The 20248-nt window shown below is 71.6% G+C and carries 13 protein-coding genes; 5 read left to right on the top strand and 8 right to left on the bottom strand.

All coding sequences use genetic code 11. From position 1 onward, the window contains the following. Positions 1–121 precede the first annotated feature (121 nt). From ACIRYZ_RS38145 to ACIRYZ_RS38135, 3 genes are read left to right on the top strand one after another with little or no spacing between them, the layout of a single operon-like run. The gene (locus tag ACIRYZ_RS38145) at positions 122–757 is read left to right on the top strand and encodes a hypothetical protein (protein ID WP_402953109.1); all 636 of its coding nucleotides are present in this window, start codon (positions 122–124) and stop codon (positions 755–757) included. Further along, a complete protein-coding gene (locus ACIRYZ_RS38140) occupies positions 754–2730 on the top strand; it encodes a GMC oxidoreductase (protein WP_402953107.1) in 1977 nt (658 codons plus the stop codon). The genes ACIRYZ_RS38145 and ACIRYZ_RS38140 overlap by 4 nt, the downstream gene beginning before the upstream one ends. Beyond that, positions 2727–3914, top strand: coding sequence for a ferritin-like protein (locus ACIRYZ_RS38135; RefSeq protein WP_402953105.1), 1188 nt, complete (start codon positions 2727–2729; stop codon positions 3912–3914). The genes ACIRYZ_RS38140 and ACIRYZ_RS38135 overlap by 4 nt, the downstream gene beginning before the upstream one ends. Before the next feature lie 696 nt (positions 3915–4610). On the opposite strand, the gene ACIRYZ_RS38130 is transcribed toward ACIRYZ_RS38135, so the two are convergent. The 5 genes from ACIRYZ_RS38130 to ACIRYZ_RS38110 all read right to left on the bottom strand — a co-directional run bounded on the left by ACIRYZ_RS38130 (position 4611) and on the right by ACIRYZ_RS38110 (position 13635). Beyond that, on the bottom strand, positions 4611–6425 hold the full coding sequence (locus ACIRYZ_RS38130) for an alkaline phosphatase family protein (protein ID WP_402953104.1): 1815 nt from the start codon (positions 6423–6425) through the stop codon (positions 4611–4613). Positions 6426–6675: 250 nt separating this feature from the next. Further along, positions 6676–7434, bottom strand: coding sequence for a DeoR/GlpR family DNA-binding transcription regulator (locus ACIRYZ_RS38125; RefSeq protein ID WP_402953102.1), 759 nt, complete (start codon positions 7432–7434; stop codon positions 6676–6678). 414 nt (positions 7435–7848) lie between these two features. Then, complete coding sequence (locus ACIRYZ_RS38120; protein WP_402953101.1) at positions 7849–10092, bottom strand: RICIN domain-containing protein; 2244 nt, start codon at positions 10090–10092, stop codon at positions 7849–7851. A 72-nt stretch (positions 10093–10164) separates the two neighbouring features. After that, positions 10165–12834 (bottom strand): TIM-barrel domain-containing protein, encoded by a 2670-nt coding sequence (locus ACIRYZ_RS38115; RefSeq protein WP_402953099.1) that lies wholly within the window; start codon positions 12832–12834, stop codon positions 10165–10167. A 183-nt stretch (positions 12835–13017) separates the two neighbouring features. Beyond that, on the bottom strand, positions 13018–13635 hold the full coding sequence (locus tag ACIRYZ_RS38110; protein ID WP_402953097.1) for a TetR/AcrR family transcriptional regulator: 618 nt from the start codon (positions 13633–13635) through the stop codon (positions 13018–13020). A gap of 79 nt (positions 13636–13714) precedes the next feature. On the opposite strand from ACIRYZ_RS38110, the gene ACIRYZ_RS38105 reads away from it, so the two are divergent. Further along, positions 13715–14548 carry a class II aldolase/adducin family protein gene (locus ACIRYZ_RS38105; protein WP_402953096.1) on the top strand — a complete coding sequence of 278 codons (834 nt, stop codon included), beginning with the start codon at positions 13715–13717 and terminating at the stop codon, positions 14546–14548. A 25-nt stretch (positions 14549–14573) separates the two neighbouring features. Then, on the top strand, positions 14574–15587 hold the full coding sequence (locus ACIRYZ_RS38100; protein ID WP_402953094.1) for a 2-dehydropantoate 2-reductase: 1014 nt from the start codon (positions 14574–14576) through the stop codon (positions 15585–15587). A 4-nt stretch (positions 15588–15591) separates the two neighbouring features. Here ACIRYZ_RS38100 and ACIRYZ_RS38095 read toward each other — a convergent pair whose 3' ends face one another. The 3 genes from ACIRYZ_RS38095 to ACIRYZ_RS38085 form a co-directional block, all read right to left on the bottom strand. Continuing rightward, positions 15592–17229: a multicopper oxidase family protein gene (locus ACIRYZ_RS38095; RefSeq protein WP_402953092.1), complete on the bottom strand. Its 1638-nt coding sequence runs from the start codon at positions 17227–17229 to the stop codon at positions 15592–15594. 69 nt (positions 17230–17298) lie between these two features. After that, positions 17299–18846, bottom strand: coding sequence for a long-chain fatty acid--CoA ligase (locus ACIRYZ_RS38090; RefSeq protein WP_402953090.1), 1548 nt, complete (start codon positions 18844–18846; stop codon positions 17299–17301). 189 nt (positions 18847–19035) lie between these two features. Next, a complete protein-coding gene (locus ACIRYZ_RS38085; RefSeq protein ID WP_402953088.1) occupies positions 19036–20169 on the bottom strand; it encodes an FAD-dependent oxidoreductase in 1134 nt (377 codons plus the stop codon). Positions 20170–20248 lie beyond the last annotated feature (79 nt).

Here is a 20248-nt window from a genome sequence, read left to right as displayed (position 1 = left end):
GGCGCAGCCGGGGTTGCGCCGGGCGGGTGGGTGATGATGCCGGATGGTTCGCCCGAGAACTGTTCCGCCGGGGACATTTGACCCCCGGTCCGGGCGGACTCCCCCGTGAGAGAGGAGCGTGATGACGGTTCCAGCTGTGACGCAGGAGGTCGAGGATTTCGTCGACCTCTGTGTGCCCCTGACCGGCTTCCCCGCATTCGACCTGTACGCCACCGGCATGGCCGAGCGCTATCTGGAGACCGTCCGGCAGCAGGTCGGCCCGGCCGCGTTCGCGGAGTTCCGGGCCGCGTGGTCGGTGGCCGTCGACGAGCGCGGCGGCCCGCAGGACCTGTCGCCCGTCCACCTGGAGGTGGCCCGGGCGCTGGCGTACATGTGGCTGACCGGCGCCTGGCCGCGGCTGGCGCCGGCCGCACACGCGGCGCTGAGCCGTCAGATGGCCAACGAGGAGTTCGTGGTCGCGCCGGAGGCGTACGTGGAGGGCCTGGTGTGGCGGACGTTCCACGGGCATCCGGCCGGGGCGAAGCCGCCGGGCTTCGGCACCTGGGCGGTCGAGCCTCCGGCCCAGCCCACCACGGACGGGCTGCGCCGGGACCTTGGCCTCGGCGAGGAGTTCGTCTGCCGCACGGGTCTGGAGTCCGAGGTCGCCCTGGACGCCGTGCCCGACCACCTGCTACCCGGCTTCCGCCCCTGGCGTCAGATCCCGCCGTCCGCCGTCCCGACCTCCACCGGGCCCGCCACCCGTGAGGAGCACGCATGACCGGGACCGCCGGCACCGTCAGCGCGGACGAGGCCGTCCGCCGGCGCTACGACGTCGTCATCGTCGGCGGCGGCTGGTCCGGCAGCCTGATCGCCAAGGAACTCGGCGACCTGGGATGGAACGTCCTGATCCTGGAGGCCGGCAACGGCGGCACCGAGACCTGGCCCGGCTACCTGGGCTCGCTCTCCACCTACCACTCCGCCGTCGCCAAGGTGCCCAACTCCGCCTACCGGCGCAGCGTCGCCGCGCCCTACCCGGACGTCCTCGACCTCGCGCCGGTGCGTGACCCGAAGCCGGGCCGGCCGGAGTTCACCGCGAACGGCTACTTCGTCCAGAACGGCATGCTCCCCTACGGCACCGACTACCTGCGGGAGTTGGGCGGCACGGCGATGCACTGGCTCGGGGCGGTGCCGCGCATGCACGCCGAGGACTTCGCCACCGAGAAGTACCGGTACGGGCGCAGCTGGCCGATCGGCGCGGAGGAGCTGCAACCCTGGTACGCCCGGGCCGAGTTCGAGATCGGCGTGGCCGGGAACGCGGACGACCAGCGGGCGATCGAGGTCGTCACCGACCCTGACTACGTCTACCCGATGCACCAGATCCCGGCCAGCTACATCGACCAGTACTGCAAGAGCCTCGACGGCACGACGATCGTCGACGACCTCACGAGCGAGCCGTACGAGCTGCGCGTCAGGAGCCTGCCGCAGGCCCGCAACTCCACCCCGGACCCGAAGTACTCCCCCGTCCCGTACCGGCCGGAGAGCGCGGTGGGCCTGCCGAACTACGGTGAGCGCTGCGTCGGCAACGCGAGCTGCGTGCCGATCTGCCCGGTGCAGGCCAAGTCCCATCCGCTGCGCCAGCAGGCCCGCTTCGCGAAGACGATCACGGTGGCCACCCGCTGCGTCGCCACCCGGGTCCGGCTGGCGGGCGCGACCCGGGGCGGCCGGGTGAGCGGGGTGGAGTTCCGTACGTACACCGACCCGGCCTCGCCGGTCAGCCGCTCGTACGTGGTCGAGGCGGACATGGTGGTGCTGGCGGCGCATGCCATCGAGAACGCCCGGCTGCTGCTGTTCTCCGGGCTCGCCAACGGCAGCGACCAGGTCGGCCGCAACCTGATGGACCACCCGACCATCCTCAACTGGGCGCTCGCCGACGAGAAGCGCGGGCCGGTCGGACCGTTCCGCGGGCCCGGGCACACCTCCGGCTGGGAGGCCTTCCGCTTCGGCGAGGGGCGCGCCAAACGGGCGCCGTTCCGGATTGAGATCGGCAACTGGGGCTGGGGCTGGGCCACCGGCGCGCCGATGAGCAACGTCGCCACCGCCCTCGGCATCGGCGGGGACCGGAACGGCGACGTGCGCAAGGACGGCGTGTTCGGGCCTGAGCTGCGCCGCCTGCTGGGCTCCGCCCTGGGCCGTCAGCTCCAACTGCAGATCGCCGTCGAGCAGTCGGCGAACCCCGGCAACCGGGTCACCATCGACCCGCGCTATCGCGATGCCATGGGCAACCTGCGCCCGGTCATCACCTACGACCTCGACGAGCACACCAGGAACGGGCTGTTCGCCGCCCGGCTGGTCGCGCGGGAGATCTTCCGGAAACTCGGCGCCACCGACTACACCGACCACTCCCCGCGCGACGGTGTGCCCCCGCTCGGCCACTTCGTGCACACCTTCGACGGCGAGACGCTGGACCTGGCCTACAGCGGCGCGGGGCACGGCGCGGGTACCCACATCATGGGCAGCTCCGCGACCACCTCCGTGGTCAACCACTACCAGCGCACCTGGGAGCACCCGAACCTGTACGCCGTCGGCTGCGGCAGCATGCCCTCCATCGGCACCAGCAACCCGACCATCACCATGCTGGCCCTCGCCCTGCGCAGCGCCGAGCAGATCCACAAGGACCTGCTCCTCGACCGGCGACCGGCCGACCTGCGCGGCACCGCAGGGGACGCGACAGACACGGAGGTACCGGCGTGATCACCGCCCTCGAACTGGACAAGGCGGGCTTCGGTGTCCCGAGGACCCTGCCCGAGCTGCGCACGTACCTGCAGGCGGCGCTGGAGGTGGAGCACTTGACCATCCCCATCTACATGACCGGGATGTACACCATCCACCCGGGCACCAACCGCACCGCGTACTACGCGATCCGCGCCGTCCTGCTGGAGGAGATGCTCCACATGACGCTGGTCGCGAACCTGCTCAACGCGGTCGGCGGCAGCCCGGTGGTCGACTCCCGCGTCGTCGCCGAGTACCCGGCCAAACTGCCGTTCAGCGGCGACAGCGTGCCGAGGATCGGTCTCCAGCACTTCTCCCCCGACGCGCTCAGGACCTTCCTGCGGATCGAACAGCCGAAGTCGATGACACCGGGTGCCGAACCGGGCTCCGGCTGGACCTCCATCGGCCAGTTCTACGACACCATCCGGGCCGGTCTGGAGCACCTCATCAGCGACCTCGGCCACGACCAGGTCTTCACCGGGGACGCCACGCACCAGGTCGGCCCGGAGGACTTCTACAACTCCGGCGGTGAGGTCTTCCCCATCGACGGCCGCGACTCGGCGCTCGAAGCGCTGGAGACCATCACCGAGCAGGGCGAAGGCGTCGGCGACAGCATCTGGAACAGCAACGACCGCTTCTTCGGCGAACAGCGCGAACTCGCCCACTACTTCCGCTTCAACGAGATCTACACCGGCCGCAGCTACGGGCCCGACGACCGCCCCAAGGACCAGCCCAGCGGCCCGCTGATCGACGTCACCTGGGACGACGCCTACCCGATCCACGGCGACTCGAAGGTCTCCGACTACAAGGAGTACGAGAAGACCAGCGCGGTGTACGAGCGGGCGGTGGCGTTCAACGCCCGCTACGCCGTCCTGCTGGGCTACCTGAACTCCGCGTTCAACGGCCGCCCCCGGGACATGGCGCTCGCCGTCCCCACCATGCTGGAGCTGCGCGACCGCGCCGAACAGCTCTACCGCAACCCCCACCCCGACCCGAAGTACGCCGCCCAAGGCCGCTTCGCCAGCGCCACCTTCCAGATCACCGATCGGGAGGACGACCTCGCCGCCGAGGAGGTCCGGCGCAACATCCAGGCGTCGGCACTCGAAGCGGGCGAACCGATCGACCTGTCCGCCCTGGCCTCCGACTCCGTCGAGGCCTTCGCCTGACCGCCCGGTGACGCGACGGCAGCACCCCGGTCGTCCGGGTGCTGCCGTCGGCGCCGGTGCCCCGGCTCATGGCCGTCCGGCACCCGGCTGCTTCGCAAACCGTGGCCAGGGGACAAGAGCCCCCGGGGCCCGGAGCCGTCAAAGCGGGCTCAGGTGGGCCTCGGGCCGGCGGGAGCCGTCACCACTCCATGCCGCACCTGGCGAGGACCGCCATCGCCAGGGCCGCGGGCAGTTCGACCAGCAGGGCCATGGCCAGCGACACGTACCAGGCGCTGCCGCCCTCCGCCGTCATCACGTCGAACCAGGCGCGAGCGGCGGAGCAGGAGCAGCGCGGTGGCGATCAGGCCGGTGCACTGGAGCAGGTCCATCCCGATCCACACGGTGGACCAGTTCCTGACCTCGGCCTGCCCGCGGGTCGTCGATCCGAGCACCAGGATCCACCCGAACAGCAGCGCCGCCACCAGCCCGCCGGCCACCGCCTTGCGCGGGCGCTCCGAGGCCGGAGCCTCCGCGCCGAGGCGGTCGAGTAGGGCGTACAGCAGTCGGGGGGCGCGTATCTGACGTTCCATGATCGGGAACCTGCCGCCCCTCAGCCAGCGCACGCCCGACCCGAAGTTCGCGCGCGACGGCCCGGTGCCGTGGGTCCGCTCGGACCCCACCGCACCGGGCCGTCGGTCGTTCGCCGCGGCGGCCTCGTCAGCCGGCGGTCAGCCGGAACGGCCCGGCCAGCACCGAGTAGCCGTCGTTGGCCAAGTAGTACGCGTCGTAGCTGCCCGCGCCGTTCAGCTTGCCGGTGGAGAAGGTCACGGCACCGCTCTGGTTCGGCGTGTAGGACCAGGTCAGAGCGGCACGGGAGCCGGGGGTGACGCCCGCCGGGTAGATGCCGACCCAGTTCTTCGGGCCGGCCTGGGCGGCGGTCGGCAGGGCGTACTGCAGGGTGACGTTGCCGCCGTTGGCCACCGCGTTGAGGTCGCCGGTCAGCGTCGGGCCGGTGGCCGTGGAGGGGGCGAAGGCGGCGTTCAGCGGCGTGGCGTAGGTGTCGTTGCCGGTCAGCCCGGGCAGGCCGAGGGCGGACTCGATGGTGCGGCCGATGCCGTAGTGGTCGTAGTGCAGCGGGCTGCTGGTGCCGGCCGGGACGGTGCCCTGCGAGCCGACCAGGACGGTGGCGAGGTGGTTGCAGCCCTCGCTCTCGCTCTCGTCCCAGGTCAGGATGAGCAGCGAGCGCTGCTGGGTCCAGGCCGGGGAGGACAGCACCGGGGCGAGGGTCTGCTGCAGCCAGCCGTCCTGGGTCTTCAGGCTGGTGGCGCTGCCGTTGCCGGAGGCCTCGCCGTCGTAGTAGTCGTCGGCGGCGATCCAGGAGAAGTTCGGCGTGGTCGCTGCCGACTGCAGGTCGGTGGTCAGCTGCGAGGTGTCGAACAGGTGCGCCGCGCAGCGGGCCGGATTGCCGCTGATGTCGGTGTAGTTGATGAACGGAGCATCGTCGGGCATGTAGGAGCTGTCGTAGTTCTTGTTGGTGTTGCAGGGCGTGCCCATGCCCTGCTCGTAGGCCTTCCAGGTCTTGCCGGCGTCCTCGATGGTGTCACCGAGGTGGCGCTGCGGGGAGTTGATGTTGGGCCAGTAGGTGGCGCCCTTGGTGTAGGTGTCACCGCCGGCCACGGCGAGGTAGTTCTCGTCGCTCGGGTGGTAGACGCCGTGGGAGTCGGTGAGGGTGGCGCCCTGGGACATCAGGCTGTGGATGTACGGCGTGTCCGTCGGGTCGTTCATGATCTGGGAGTAGTCGGTGTTCTCCATCATGACCGTGAACACGTGGTCGTAGCCCGGCACGGCGGACGCGGGCGGGGTCACCGGCGCGGGCGCGGTGACCGGGGTGTCGAGGGTGAGCGAGAGGTTGTCCAGGTAGCCGGTCTCGTTCGAGGTGGACAGGAACTGCACCTCGACCTGGATCGACCGGGTCCCGGCCGGGACGGCTCCGGTGGCGCTGCGGGAGAGGAACTTGGTGCTCAGGCCCCGGTCGGTGGCGGAGACGGTGGGCAGCTTGGCGGTCGCGCCGAGCGGAGCGCCGCCCGCGTCCTGGAAGTGCAGGCTGACCGCGACGTAGCCGCCGTAGGTGGTCCAGCCGCCCAGCCAGCCCGCGAGGTTGTAGTGCACCCCGCCGCCGTCGATCGCGGTGGCCGCCGAGGAGACGTCGACGGTCTGCGACATCGCGCCGTCGCCGAAGTTGCCCGGGCCGAAGAAGGCCTTGCCGGGGGCCTTGCCGTCGTTCGGCAGGCCGAACGAGCCCACCGAGTGGCACATCACGTTGATGCCGCCGGCCTGGACCGTCCAGCCGGGGACGGTGCTGGCGGCGCTCCAGTCGTTGGTGCAGTAACCGCCGGCCTCCGCGCCGCCGTTGACGATCAGGTTGCCGCTGCCGCCCGCCGCACTGGCGGCGGTGGGGGCGGCAACGACCAGCCCGCCGAGGAGGGGAAGGGTGGCGAGCAGCCCGCCGAGGGGGCTCCAGCGCAGTCGCATGGGGGGGTACCTCGTCCTGTGGTGAGGGTGAGTGCCATGGCTGTTCACCATGAGTGGGACATAAGTACCGGTCGGCGCTGTCCGGCGGAAGAACGCCGGTCGAACTTGACCAGACAACTTTGCGCTCGCCCATGGCCGTTCGGGCCCGGAGGAGTTGCCCGACGAGTTGCCGGAGGAGTTGCCCGACGAGTTGCCGGAGGAGTTGTCCGCACCCCCTTCCCCGACCGGAGCGGGGCGGTGAGGCGGCCGCTCAGGCCTTGAGCACCCGCACGCCGGTGTCGGCGATGGCCTGCTCCTGCTCGTCGGAGATCCCGGAGTCCGTCACCAGGTCGTGGACAGCGGTGAGCGGGCAGATCGAGGCGAAGGTGACCCGGCCGACCTTGGTCCGGTCGGCCAGCACGACCGTACGGGCGCTGCTGCGCAGGAAGGCGCGGTCGGTCTGGGCCTCCATCTCGTCGTGGGTGGTGCAGCCCTCCCGCACCGTCAGGCCGTCCACGCCGATGAAGGCGAGGTCGAGGTGGTAGCGCTGGAGCATGCTGTCCGCGGCCGGACCGACCAGTTCGTAGCTGGCCGAGCGGGCGATGCCGCCGATCACGACCAGGCGGACCTCCGGACGCACGATCAGCTCGGCCGCGATGTTGACGGCGTTGGTGACCACGGTGACCTTGCCCCGCTCGGCCAGCACCCGGGCCAGTTCGGTGGCGGTGGTCCCGCCGGTCAGGCCCACCACGGCGCCGTCCGGCACCAGCTCGGCGGCCGCCCGGGCGATCCGGCGCTTCTCCTCCTGCTGCTTCTCGCTGCGGTGCCGCAGGGGGAGTTCGAGGTTCACCGCCCCGGTCACCGCGCCGCCCCGGGTACGGTGCAGGAGCCCCTGGTCGTGCAGTTCCTGGAGGTCGCGACGGACCGTCGCGCCCGACACCGCCAGCAGATCGGCGAGCGCGTGCACGTCGGCACTGCCCACCTCCGCGATGTGGGACAGGATCAGGGCGGCGCGATCAGCTTTGAGCATGGACGGAGTTTAGCCCCGACCAAAGATGACTGAACTTGCCATGTTCACTCAAGGCCGGGCCAGACTCAGGGCCCGGCGCCAGGACTCGGGCCGACTGGCGATCTCCTGCTCGACGTGGCTCATGAGGCTCCTCAGGGTGCCCAAACCTGCGCACCTGATGCTTATTTATGAGCATTACCGGCTATTCGTCACTGCGGCTACCCAGGGCTGATCCATCCTGCACACCCGGCCGTAGCTTTCGGTCACCACCGGTCGACGAGCAGCCGGCCCGGGTGCGGCGGGGGTCATGCGTGGATCACCTCCCCGTGGACCGGGAGGGGTCGGGCGGCCCCGCACCGTGGGGGTGATGCGGGGCCGCCCGGGAGGCAGGGCGTCAGCCCGCGCAAACGGTTCCACGGGCCCGCGCCCGGTTCATCAGCCGATCGCCCAGTGCTGGAGCGCCGAGCCGGTGTCGGGCTGCTGGGTGACCAGCGCGCCGTCACCGGTCGAGGCCGTGGTCAGCAGCAGGCCGCTCTTCCGCGAGGCGAGCGTGTAGCCGCCCGGCACCTGGGTGGCGGTCCACCGCTGGTTGGCGCCGCCGGTGCAGGCCCACTGGATCACCTTCGCGCCGACCGTGGTCGAACCGCCGCTGACGTCCAGGCAGAGCTTCGACTCGCCGTTGGCGATCTGGTAACTGCCGTCCGCCTGCCGGGTGAAGAGCCAGTTCTGGTTCGGTCCGCCGTTCGGCCGCCAGGTGATCAGCTGGGTGCCCTGGCTGGTGGAGTGGCCCGGGTCGTCCAGCGCCTGGCCCGCGGCCGTCATCGTGCGGGTGCCGTCGAGCGGAGCCGCTCCGGTGGCGGTGAGCGTCAGGGTCTGCTCGGCGGCGGTGCGCCCGCCGCCGACGGCGCTGCCGCTGGTGTCGGTCCAACTCCGGTTCGGGGTGGTCTCGGTGAGCCTCCCGGTGGTCGCGGAGAGGCCGAGCACGAGCCCGCTGTAGCGGTTCACGATCCGCAGCGCGCCGGTCGCGGTGCCGTCGGCCGCCTTGCCGGGGACGAGGAACCACTGCTGGCCGACGCTCGGGCCGCCCGCCGCGGCGGCGCCGACGGTGGGCCGGGCACCCCAGGAACGTCCGCTCCGCGCCGAGGAGTTGACGCCGAGCAGCTGTCCGGTACCGGTGTTGGCGATCCGGTAGGAGCCGTCGCCGTTCGCCGCGAAGGTCCAGGACTCCAGCGCGGATCCGGTCGCCGCCGGGACGGAGGTGGTGTCCGAGCCGCCCTGGACCTGGGCGAGCACCCGGCCGTCGCCGTTGGCGATCCGGTAGGCCCGGCTCACGTCGACGGGCGGCGTCACGGGCGTGGCGGGGTCGATGGTGACGTTCACGTACTCGCCGGAGGAGCCGCCGGAGCAGCCGAACGCGCAGTAGCTGCGGAAGGTCCGGCCCACGATCGCGGAGCTGGTCCGGTTGGCGCCGTCGAGGAACCAGCGGTACCAGGAGGCGGTGTGGTAGCCGCCGGTGTCGCCGAGCGGGAACCACTTCTGGGTGGCGAGGTCCGCGGTGGCGTAGTACTGCTGGGGCGCGTTGCCGCTCTGGTCGACGGCCTGCGGCTCGCCGATGTACAGCCCGAGGTCGGCGTCGTAGGTGACGTCCATGACGAACAGCGGCGAGGTCGGCGGCATCGTCCCGGCCGCGATCTGCTGGGCCGACGTCCCCGGGTTGGCCGGGTCGTACTCGTCCGCGGCCGGGGTGTAGCCGGTGCTGTTGCTGGAGTCGACCGGCACCAGGTTGCTCTCCCGTCCGCCGGCGCCGGGCTCGGACCAGGAGCCGTCGTACCACTTCTGCCAGGAGCCGGGCGCCATCTTCGCCGAGATCGGTGCGCGGGCCACGTGCGAGTAGAAGGCCTTCCAGCCGCTGCTCTTGTCGACGACCCGGGAGCCGTAGAAGACGTAGAAGTATCCGGAGGCGGTGTCGGTCAGCAGCCGCTGGTCGCCGTCGCCGTAGTAGTACGTCTCGTTGGGGAACTGGCCGTTGTCGCCGCGCTGGGTGCTGTACGGCGAGGTGATGGCGTGGTTCTTGATCGTCCAGGTCCGGCCCTGGTCGGTGGAGACCGCGTAGTCGATGGCGTCGTAGTGGAGCCCGTCACCGAAGGGCTGCGGGGTGAACTCGTTGTGCACCAGCCCGTACCAGTCGCCGGTGTCCGGGTCGACCCAGACGCCGGACAGGTCGCAGTAGTTCTTCTGCGCGTACCCGCTGCCGGCCCCGGCGGAGGTCGCCTCGCGCCCGGTGGGGCTGTTGTTGCAGCGGGCGGTGGTGTCGTTGTTCCGGTCGGTGGGGTCGGCCGGGTTGACGGCGTCGCTCACGGCGGCGGACCGCGTGGCGGTGTCGAAGTCGGTGCCGGTGAAGAAGTCCCAGTACCGCGGGTCGGTCTTGCCGTAGAGCGCGGCGGACTGCTGGAACCAGAAGCCGCCGTCCTTGTCGAGGTACGGGACGGCCGGGGTGTCGGTGGGGTGGGTGTAGGGGACGGGCGCCCCGACGGTGACGGTGTAGGCCGCGCCGGCGGGGTCGGCCGACGGCGAGGCCGCGGCGGGCAGGGCGGCGGAGGCCGGTGCCAGCAGGGCGAGCGCCGCCGTCAGCGCGACGGCGAGTCTTCGGGAGGTGCGCCGGGGTGGGCGAGGGAACACGTGCTCCTCCAGGGGTGGTCGGGCGAGCGGGGACGGGGGCGCAGGCCCCCGTCCCCGTGTGAGTGGGCGGTCTCAGCCGGCGATGGGGCCGGCGCCGGCCAGTTGCAGCGAGAAGGCGCTGCCGGTGGACTGCTGCGGCGTCTTCACGTGCACCACGCCGGCGGCCGCGTCGTACCACCAGCCCGAGCCGGCCGTGTCCAGCTCCGCCCGGGAGCCGAAGCCGTCCAGCGGCCGGTGGTCGAGCAGCACCGCGCCGGGCCCGGCGCCGGTGTGCACGGTGAACTCGTAGGCGCGGGCGGCCGGTTTGCCGGTGTAGTCGCCGACGCTCGGCCCGACCTCGACGGTGGTCATGCCGTGGCCCCGGCCCACCGAACGGACCGTGACGTCCTGGGTGGCGGACGCGCCCTGCTCATGGCCGCGGGTGGTGCCGTCGTCCTCGTACAGGGTGTAGGAGGACGAGCCCTGGGCGTAGATGTCGTAGTCGAGCCGGGTGGTGTCGCGGGTCTGCCAGGAGAGCGTGCCCTGGGGCCACATCGGCACGACGGCACCGGCCCGGACGAACAGCGGCAGGGTGTCCAGCGGCGCCCGGTAGCCGTTGAGCGTGGTCGGACCCTGGTAGGTCTTGCCCGTCCAGTAGTCCACCCAGGTGCCCTCGGGCAGGTAGATGCCGTTGCGGGTGGCGGAGTCGTCGTAGACCGGGGCGACCAGGAAGTCCTTGCCGCTCAGGAACTCGTACTTGGCCGCGTCACCCCAGGTGTTGGGGTCGTCCGGGTACTCCAGGACCAGCGGCCGCACCGCGCCGACGCCGCTCTGGTGGGCCTGGGCGGCGAGCGTGTACAGGTAGGGCAGCAGCCGCTCCTTCAGCTGCAGGTAGCGCCGGTTGATCGAGGTGTACGGTTCGCCGGCCCGCCAGGGCTGCTTGTCGGTGGCGGCCCAGCCGTCCATGGTCATGATGGTCGGGATGAAGGTCTTCCACTCCAGGTCCCGGGTCTCCACCTTGGGGTCGCTGCCGAAGATGCCGCCGACGTCCCCGGTGTCGTACGCGATGCCGGACATGGTGGCCCCGGCGTAGGTGGGGATCTGCCAGCGGACGTAGTCGTACGTACCCTTCTGGTCGCCGCTCCACAGCACGCCGCAGCGCTGGGCGCCGGCCCAGGAGACCGGCAGCCAGACGAAGCCGCGGGCGTCGCTGTTCTGCCGGATGCCGTCGTACGCCTTCTGGCAGCCGTCGAGGGCGAACTTGTAGCCGGGCCCGACCCAGGCGACGTCCAGTTTGCGCACCCGGACCCCGGCCTTGACCTCCTCGTTCTGGTTGGGCAGGCCGGTCGAGGTCCACAGGCCCAGCTGGGCGTGCTGGTCGCGCAGCCCCTGGCCGGTCTGCTGGAGGTTCTCGTAGCCGCAGCCGTAGCCGTCGTTGACCAGCATCCAGCCCAGCGGGTCCTGGTTGGCGGTGTAGCCGTCGGCGACCTTGAGGGCGTCCAGGGTGTGCCGCTCGCCGCGGTTGGCGTTGTGCAGGTAGCAGTCGGAGTCGCCCGGTTCCAGGCCGTAGACCGGCGGCATGAAGGGCTTGCCGACCAGGTCGGTGTAGGCGCTGATGACCTTCTTCAGGTCCGGGCCATAGAAGTAGTAGCCGTCGAAGCGGCGTTCGCGCTCGGCGGTGGTGACCGGGTCGCCGAAGGTGTAGGTGCCGGGGGCGTAGGTGTGCCGGAAGACGCCGTAGCCGGCCGAGGAGAGGTAGAAGGGCTGGGAGTTGTTGAAGCCGCCCTCGTTCCAGTTGTAGTCGTTGGCGGCGTGGACGGTCCGGCCGCGGTGCGAGAACGAGCCGTTCTGCTCGCCTGCGCCGTAGAACTGCTCCTGCGGTCCGCGGGCCAGGGTCTGGGCCGTCGCGTCCTGGGTCCAGGTCAGGCCGCGGGTCTCCTGCCAGACGGGCTTGCTGTCGCCCTCGGCGTAGAGCGCGAAGCGCAGCGGGTGCTTGTAGGCGCGCAGCGTCAGGTGCTCGGAGCTGATCGCCCAGTAGTCGCTCTCGTCGCTCTGCCGGACGGTCTTCAGCACGGGCGGGGCGGTCGCGATCATCTCTCCGACGGGCGGGGCGGTGAAGGTGCCGTCCGGGGCGAACTGCAGGCGGAAGGCGTCCTCGGTGGTGAAGTCGACCCGGGCCTTGGCGGTGCCGGCCTGGATCAGGTAGCCGTCGCCGTCGCGGGCGATTCCGGTGGCGTCGCCGACCGTGGTGGGCTGGGTCAGCAGGGCGGTGGCCGTGTAGGAGGAGTTGGTGACGTTGTAGGGCACGACCAGGACCTGGTAGGTCCCGGAGGCGTCGGGGATCACGGCGGTGGCCGGGTCGGCGCCCGACGAGTCCTCGGCGACCTTCCGGCCGGTGCTGTCGTAGACGTAGAGGTCGAACTCCATGGCCGGGTCGGGCCAGCTGATGGAGACCGGGACACCGCCGTCGGGGTTGTCCTTCCAGTACCCGGCGGGGACGTCGACGGTGAGGTCGAAGCGGTCGCAGACCTTGCCCTGCGGGTCGGCGGCGGCGCTCGGGCAGTGCTTGGGATCGGGGACCGAGCCGCTCGGAAAGGTCGGGGACTGCCAGGTGACGGTCCGGTGGGCGGTCGAGAGCGCGCCGCTCGGGGGTGTCGCGGCGTGGACGACGGGGGCGGTGCCGAGCAGGCCGCACAGCATGGCGACCACGGCGACCAGGACGGCTCGGGGGCGGGGTGGGCGTAAGCGCCTGACAATGAGCATGGGCATGCCACCATTCGGGGAAGGGTCAGGGTGGTGTGCGCCGCAGGACCCTACCAGTTCACTTCTGCTCACTCAATGGTTAAGCATGCACATTATGGGGCAGCTAGCTGTCCGAACATGCTTGATACTGAACTGAATTACACAGCTTCACACAGCGAGCAGGTTCCCCAGCGGGCCGACTCGTCAGGGCGTCCGGGACTCCGTGGTGAGCGCCGTCAACAGCGGCTCCAGGAAGCGCCGTTCGAGCCGGCCGGGGGGCAACTGGTCCGGTTCGACGTAGCTCTGGGCCAGGCCGCCCTCGCGGATCGCGATCAGCAGGCGGGCGAGTTCGTCGGCGTCCACGGTGAGGGTGCGGCCGGCCCGGGCCAGGTGGTCGGTGAGGGCGCGGGCGAGTTGGGCGCGCAGCCGGGCGTCGTGCTGGGCGAGCACCCAGGCGGCCTGCCGGTCGCGGATGGCGTGCAGGGTGAACTCGGTGGTGACCAGGTACCAGTCGCGTTCGGCAGGTTCGATCTCGCAGAGCACGTCGACCAGCGCCTGCACGGTGAGGTCCTCGGTGTCGATCGAGTCGACCAGCTCGGTCATCCGCCGGACGACCCGTTCGCTGTGGGCGTCGAACAGCGCGAGGAAGAGCTCCTCCTTGCTACTGAAGTTGGAGTAGAACGCGCCACGGGTGTAGCCGGCCCGCTCACAGATCTGCTCGATGGCGGCGGCGCGGAACCCGTACTCGGCGAAGGTCTCCAGTGCTGCCTGGAGCAGGGCCGCGCGGGTGCGCGGGCGTCGCTTGGTCTCACCCTTGGGCATCGGAGGCGTCCCGGTTCACTCGAAATAGGCCAATCGGATGCATTGGCGTATCGGATACATCATTGTATCTTCTGGGGCCATGAGCATCCCCACGCCCTCGGGGGCCGGCACCCCGCTGCCCGCCTCGCTCGCCGCCGCCGTCGGACCGCTGCCGGCCGGCGTCACCCTGCCGCTGCCGCCCGGCTTCGATTCGGTCGAGCAGGAACGCCGCTACCGCAAGGAACAACTCGCCGCCGGGTTCAGGCTGTTCGGCCGGTTCGGCTTCTCCGAGGGGGTGGCCGGGCACATCACCGTGCGCGACCCCGAGCACCCCGACCGCTTCTGGGTGAACCCCTTCGGCATGCCGTTCAGCATGATCAAGGCCTCGGACCTGATCCTGGTCGACCACGAGGGCACCCTGCTGCACGGCAACCGGCCGGTGAACCGGGCCGCGTTCGTGATCCACTCCCAGGTGCACGCGGCCCGCCCGGACGCGATCGCGGCCGCCCACGCCCACTCGCTGCACGGGAAGGCCTTCTCCAGCCTCGGCATCCCGCTGGACCCGCTGACCCAGGACGCCTGCGCCTTCTTCGAGGACCACGGGCTGTACAGCGACTACCGCGGCGTGGTGAACGAGGTCGACGAGGGCAAGCGGATCGCGACCGCGCTCGGCGCCCACAAGGCGGTGATCCTGCAGAACCACGGACTGCTGACGGTCGGCCGGACCGTCGCCGAGGCGGTCTGGTGGTTCGTCACCATGGAGCGCTCCTGCCAGGCCCAGCTGCTCGCGATGGCGGCCGGCACCCCGAAACTCATCGACCGGGAGACCGCGCTGATCACCCGCGGCCAGGTCGGCAGCCACCTGGCCGGCTGGTTCCAGGCGCAGCCGCTGTTCGAGCAGATCAGCGCGAGCGACCCCGACCTGGTCGGCTGACCGGGTCAGCGCTGGGACGCCACGGATGAACCAGGAACCGCGGATCGCGGTCTTCGGCGCCGGCAGCATCGGCTGCCACCTCGGGGGCATGCTGGCCGCCGTCACCGAGGTCACCCTGATCGGCCGGCCGGCCGCGATGGCGGCCGTCGAACGGGACGGGCTGACGCTGACCGGCCCCGGCGACGCCCGCCGCCGGGTACGGGAGCTGACCACGGCCACCGACGCGGCCGGCGCCGAGGGGGCCGACTACGTGCTGGTGACCGTCAAATCCGCCGACACCCGGGCCGCCGCCCGCGAGCTGGCCGAACACCTGGCGCCCGACGCGGTGGTGATCAGCTTCCAGAACGGCCTGCACAACCCCGAGGTGCTGCGGGCGGAGCTGCCGGGCCACCGGGTGCTCGCCGGAATGGTCCCGTACAACGTGGTGCGCAGCGGAACGGCCGCCGTCCACCAGGGCAGTGGCGGTGCGCTGATGGTCGAGGACGCCCCGGCGGCCCGCCCGTTCGCGGCGGCGGCCCGGGCCTGCGGGCTCAACCTGACGCTGCGCCCGGACATGCCGGCGGTGCAGGCCGCGAAGCTGCTGATGAACCTCAACAACGCGGTGAACGCGCTGTCCGGACTGCCGCTGCGCGAGCAGCTCGGCGCCCGGGCGTACCGAGCCTGCCTGGCCCGGTGCCAGCGGGAGGCGCTGGCCACCTTCCGGGCGGCGGACATCGCGCCCGCCCGGCTCGGCCCGGTACCGCCGCGCTGGACGCCCCGGGTGCTCGGGCTGCCCGACGCGCTGTTCCGCCGGCTGGCCGCCGCCGGCCTGCGGATCGACGCCCGGGCCCGCTCGTCCATGTGGGAGGACCTGCAGCGCGGCCGCCCGACCGAGATCGACTCGCTCCAGGGCGAGGTGATCGCGCTGGCCGGGCAGCACGGCCTGTCGGCCCCGGCCAACGCCCGGCTGGTCGCGCTGGTCCGCGAGGCCGAGCGGGCCGGTCCGGGCCGCGCGCGGCCGTGGTCGGGCCCGGAGCTGCTGGCCGAGCTCGGGGGCTGAGGCCCTACCGGCCGGGCAGCCGGGGCGCGACGTACTCGACGGTCTGCATCATGCCGAGGTCCTCGTGCTGCAGCTGGTGGCAGTGGGCGACCGCGCGACCGGTGAAGTCCTCGTACTTGACCAGGAAGGTGACCTCGTCGCCGGGCTTGCCGCCGGCCAGCCCGATGGTGTCCTGCCAGACCGGCGGGTCGAGGCGTTCGCCGTTGCGGTGGGTGACCAGGACGTGGTTGGTGTGCAGGTGGAAGGGGTGGTTGAAGGCCGACCTGGTCTCGTCGGTGCGGACGGTCCAGCGTTCGACGGTGCCGAGCGGCAGGGTGTGGTTGACGTAACCGGGGTCGAACAGGCCGTACGCCGGGTCCCGGGTCAGGTCGCCGTCGGGGTCGGCCGCGGGCGTCGCCCGGTTGCCCAGCACGCGGTAGGCGCTGGGAAAGGACCCGCCGAAAACGCCCTGGTCGACGTGGAAGACCACCTCGCGGTCGGCGTTCGGGTCGGTGAGGTCGCCCTCGGCGAGGAAGGGCTTGCCGGGCGGCAGCGCGGTCGGCAGCTCCATCGGCGGTTCGACGGACTCCCCCGCCACCTCGACCGTCAGCAGCGGCTTCGACACCCCGTCGGCCCGCAGCTCGTAGGTGCCGGGTTCGCCGCCCCGGACCAGGACGTCGGCGCGGTTGCCCATGGCCAGGCTCACCGTGTCGGTGGCGACCACGGCCGGGAAGGTCACGCCGTCCTGCGCGATCTGGTGGAAGGTGAGGGACTTCCCGTCGCCGGCGAGCCGCAGACCCAGCGCGGTGAAAGCGGTCGCGGCCACCAGCCGCCAGCGCTGCACCTCGCCGGGGCGCAGCGCGATGGTGGGGTTGACCTCGCCGTTGACGATGAGGGTGGCCGGAACGGCGGCCAGCGCACTGCCCGAGGTGAAGTCGGGGACCTTGCCGTCCTTGAGTCTGAGCTCGTTGACGCAGACGACGAGGTCGGCGGCCGCCTTGATCTCGGGCACCTCGTCGACGTCGCCCTCGACGATCAGGACCCCGGCCATCCCGCCGACGACCTGTACGGCGGTGGCCCCGTGCAGGTGCGGGTGGTACCAGTAGGTGCCGGCCGGGTGGTCGGCCGGGATGTCGATGGTGGTCACGTACTGCGGTTCCGGGGCGCCGGCGTCGACCTCGTCGGCCGTGCGCGGCGCGAAGGCGCGCAGGACGTTGTCGGCGTCCCCGGACGGGGAGACGTGCAGGCCGTGGGTGTGCAGGTTGAAGCTGTTGGGGTGGTGCGGCCGGTTGTGGTCGCCGTCGTAGGGCTGGTTCGGCGGTAGGCCGTTGACCTGGGTCAGCCGCAGGGTCTCCCCGCCGCGCAGCCGCAGGGTCGGCCCCGGGATCGCCCCGTTGTAGGTGCGGGTGGTGACCGGCCCGTAGCCGGGGACGGAGAGGTCCGTGAACCGCACGTCGAGCGCCTGCTCAAGCACCTCGGACGCCCGGCCGGGCGCCGCTCGCGGGGTCCGTACATCGACGGGCTGCGGGAACGGCGCTCGCGTCCTCGCCGTCGCCGCGACCGCGCGTCGGTGCTGGAGGATTCCGCACGAGGCCTCCGTGAGGACCGCTGCGGGGATCGCCTTGAGCACCGATCGACGGCTGATTCCGACATTTTCGCTCATGCCCGGGCAATCTAAATCACATGGGCAAACCCCTCCGGAAGGCACACCGCACCGGGAGGAGACGGCCCGTCACTTGAGTTCACGCTTGAGGATCTTGCCGGTGGCCGTCATCGGCAGCTGCTCGACGATCTCCACGATGCGCGGGTACTTGTGACCGGCCATCTGCTCCCGGCCCCAGGCGATCAGCTCCTCGGGAGTGGCCTCGGCCCCGGGCTTCAGGATGACGAAGGCCTTGACCTCCTCGCCGTAACGGTCCTGGGGCACGCCGACGACGGCGGTCAGGCTGATCGCGGGGTGGGTCATCAGCACCTCCTCGATCTCGCGCGGGTACACGTTGAAGCCGCCCCGGATGATCATGTCCTTGACCCGGTCGACGATGTAGTAGAAGCCGTCCTCGTCCCTCCGGGCCAGGTCACCGGTGCGGAACCAGCCGTCCCTGATCGCCTCGGCGGTGGCCTCGGGCCGGTTGTAGTAGCCCTTCATCACGCCATGGCCCCTGACCGCGAGTTCACCGACCGCGCCGGTGCCGGTGACCTCCGACCAGTCGGCGTTGATCAGCTTGACCGCCACGCCCCAGACCGGGGCGCCGACCGAGCCGGGGCGCGGCTCGCGGTCCGGATCGGAGAAGGTCACCACCGGCGAGGTCTCGGAGAGGCCGTAGCCCTCCAGGATCCGGACGTGGAGCCGCTCCTTGACCCGGCTGATGATCTCCACCGGCAGCGGGGCGCCGCCGGAGATCCCGATCCGAAGGTTGCCGGCGATCCGGTCCACGTCGACGGCGTCGGTGAGGGCGCCCAGCAGGCCCCACCACATGGTCGGGACACCGGCGAAGAAGGTGATCTCCTCGGTGCTCATCAGCCGTACGGCCTGCTCCGCGTCGAAGCGCGGCATCAGGTGGAGGGTGGCCGCCGTCGAGAAGCCGGTGTGCATCTGGATGGTGGCACCGAAGGTGTGGAACAGCGGCAGGCACAGGACGTGGCTGTCGGTGGCCGGTGCGCTCCGGAACATCCGGTTGCACGCCATCACGTTCATCATCGTGTTGGCGTGGGAGAGTTCGGCGCCCTTGGGCTGGCCGGTGGTGCCCGAGGTGTAGAGGATCACGGCGGTGTCGGTCGCCTCGGTGGCGACCGGGTCGAAGACCGGGGGCTTCCCGGCGAGCGCCTCGCCCAGGGTCTCGGCGCCCCTGATCGGCGAGGGCGCGGCCGGATCGGCGGTGATCAGGAAGAAATCCTCGCAGGTGTCGACCTCGTTCCACGCCTTCCAGCCCTCCTCCCCGACGGCCAGGCCCGGCGTCCCCTCGTGGCAGAAGTAGGCCTTCACCTCGGCGTCGCGCAGGTGGTAGGCCACCTCCCGGGACTTGAGCAGGATGTTGAGCGGGACGACCACCGCGCCGGTCTTGAGGATGCCGTAGTAGACGATCGGGAACTGCGGCACGTTCGGACAGCTCAGCGCCACCCGGTCGCCGGGCCGGATCCCCCGCTCCACCAGCAGGTTGGCGACCTGGTTCGCGGCCGCTTCGACCTCGGCGTAGGTGAGCCGCGTCGAACCGAGGACCAGGGCCTCGCGGTTCGGGTACGTGCGGGCGGAATCCTCAAGCAGGACCGACAGGTTCAGCATGGTGCCTTCCGAAGGTGTGGATCCGGTCCCGGCCGCGGGGGTGGCGCTCCTGCGGCCCGGCCCGGGGCGGGCGGGGGTCACACGTCGATGGACTCGCGTCATCATCGCCGCCCGGGTGAACCACGACCAGTGCCCGGCCGGAGATCGCGCCCGCACGAACTCCGCCCCGGCTGCCGCGCCTCGCGTCCGCTAGCGCGTCGGCGTGAAGTCCGGGAGGCGCTCCATGCTCTCGGCGACGGCGGCGAAGCCGTAGTCGAGCATCCGCCGCTCGTACTCCTCGACGGCGGAGCGGAGTTCGGCCTCACCCCGCTGGACGGCGGCGAGCGAGCGGGTGAGCAGCGCCGCGTCGCGCAGGGCCGTGTTGGCGCCCTGGCCGCCGCTCGGTGGCATCGGGTGGATCGCGTCCCCGAGCAGGGTGACCCGGCGGGTGCTGCCCCAGTGCGGTACGGGCTTGGCGTAACGGACCGTCAGGGGCGAGCTGTTGACGACATCGGCGCCGCGTACCAGGTCGACGAGGTCGGGGTGCCAGCCGTCCAGCAGGGCGAGCAGTTCACCGTGAACGGCCTCCCAGCCCTCCGGCTCGGCCGGGACGGGACCCGGGAGCATCACCACCCAGCGCAAGTAGCTCCCGGTGTCGGGGAGTCGGACGTCGGGCGCGAGCTCGGCGGCCGCGCGCCGCGGCGGCCGGCGGAACTCCATCCGGCCGAGCAGCATGCTCACGCCGGAACCGTGCACGACGGTGCCGAAGCCCGGCACCAGCGCGGCGAACCGCTCGGTGAGCGGGGTGCGCCCGAGGACGGCGTTGCCGGGGACGGTGACCACCTCGGCCGCGGGCAGCAGCCGGCGGCGCACCGCCGAGCCCACTCCGTCCGCGCCCACCAGCAGGTCACCGACGGCGCTGCCGCCGTCGCCGAGGTGTGCCTCGACCGTCCCGTCCGCCCGTTCCTCGTAGCCGACCACCGGCTTGCCGAACTCGACGCGGTCGCCGAGCCCGGCCAGCAGCAGCTGGCGCAGCACGTGCCGGTCGGTGGCGACCCCCTCGTCCACCGCCCCGAGCCTGCGGAGCTCCCGGAGCCGCTGGTCGAGCACCAGCCGCTCCCCCGCCATCGGCCCGGTGACGGCCTCCAGCAGCGTGTGCAGCCGCTCCGGCAGGCAGGCGCGCAGAGCGGCCAGGCCGTGCTCGTTCAGGGCGATCCGGAAGCCCTGGTAGCGGCTGTGCGGGTCGTCCTCCCGTTCGAGGACGCGTACGTCGACGCCGGCCCCCAGCAGCCCGTGCGCGAGGCAGAGCCCGCCGATCCCGGCTCCGGCCACCAATACCTTCATCCTTGCCTCTCCCCCTGCTCGGTAGGCGTCCAGTCTTTCGCACCCGCCTGACCGCGGGTCAGTGATCTTTGTGGCCGGA

Source organism: Kitasatospora sp. NPDC101155, assembly GCF_044768305.1.
In the GTDB taxonomy this organism is placed as follows: Bacteria; Actinomycetota; Actinomycetes; order Streptomycetales; family Streptomycetaceae; genus Kitasatospora.
The sequence above is the reverse complement of the archived record's forward strand: the minus strand, read 5'-3'. Positions and strand labels throughout refer to the sequence as shown.

Excerpts from the sequence above, each read along its gene's own strand:
- ACIRYZ_RS38145 (WP_402953109.1), top strand. The coding sequence starts at position 122 with ATGACGGTTCCAGCTGTGACGCAGGAGGTCGAGGATTTCGTCGACCTC.
- ACIRYZ_RS38140 (WP_402953107.1), top strand. The coding sequence starts at position 754 with ATGACCGGGACCGCCGGCACCGTCAGCGCGGACGAGGCCGTCCGCCGG.
- ACIRYZ_RS38130 (WP_402953104.1), bottom strand. The coding sequence starts at position 6,425 with ATGCGACTGCGCTGGAGCCCCCTCGGCGGGCTGCTCGCCACCCTTCCC.
- ACIRYZ_RS38125 (WP_402953102.1), bottom strand. The coding sequence starts at position 7,434 with ATGCTCAAAGCTGATCGCGCCGCCCTGATCCTGTCCCACATCGCGGAG.
- ACIRYZ_RS38115 (WP_402953099.1), bottom strand. The coding sequence starts at position 12,834 with ATGCTCATTGTCAGGCGCTTACGCCCACCCCGCCCCCGAGCCGTCCTG.
- ACIRYZ_RS38110 (WP_402953097.1), bottom strand. The coding sequence starts at position 13,635 with ATGCCCAAGGGTGAGACCAAGCGACGCCCGCGCACCCGCGCGGCCCTG.
- ACIRYZ_RS38105 (WP_402953096.1), top strand. The coding sequence starts at position 13,715 with ATGAGCATCCCCACGCCCTCGGGGGCCGGCACCCCGCTGCCCGCCTCG.
- ACIRYZ_RS38100 (WP_402953094.1), top strand. The coding sequence starts at position 14,574 with ATGAACCAGGAACCGCGGATCGCGGTCTTCGGCGCCGGCAGCATCGGC.
- ACIRYZ_RS38095 (WP_402953092.1), bottom strand. The coding sequence starts at position 17,229 with ATGAGCGAAAATGTCGGAATCAGCCGTCGATCGGTGCTCAAGGCGATC.
- ACIRYZ_RS38090 (WP_402953090.1), bottom strand. The coding sequence starts at position 18,846 with ATGCTGAACCTGTCGGTCCTGCTTGAGGATTCCGCCCGCACGTACCCG.
- ACIRYZ_RS38085 (WP_402953088.1), bottom strand. The coding sequence starts at position 20,169 with ATGAAGGTATTGGTGGCCGGAGCCGGGATCGGCGGGCTCTGCCTCGCG.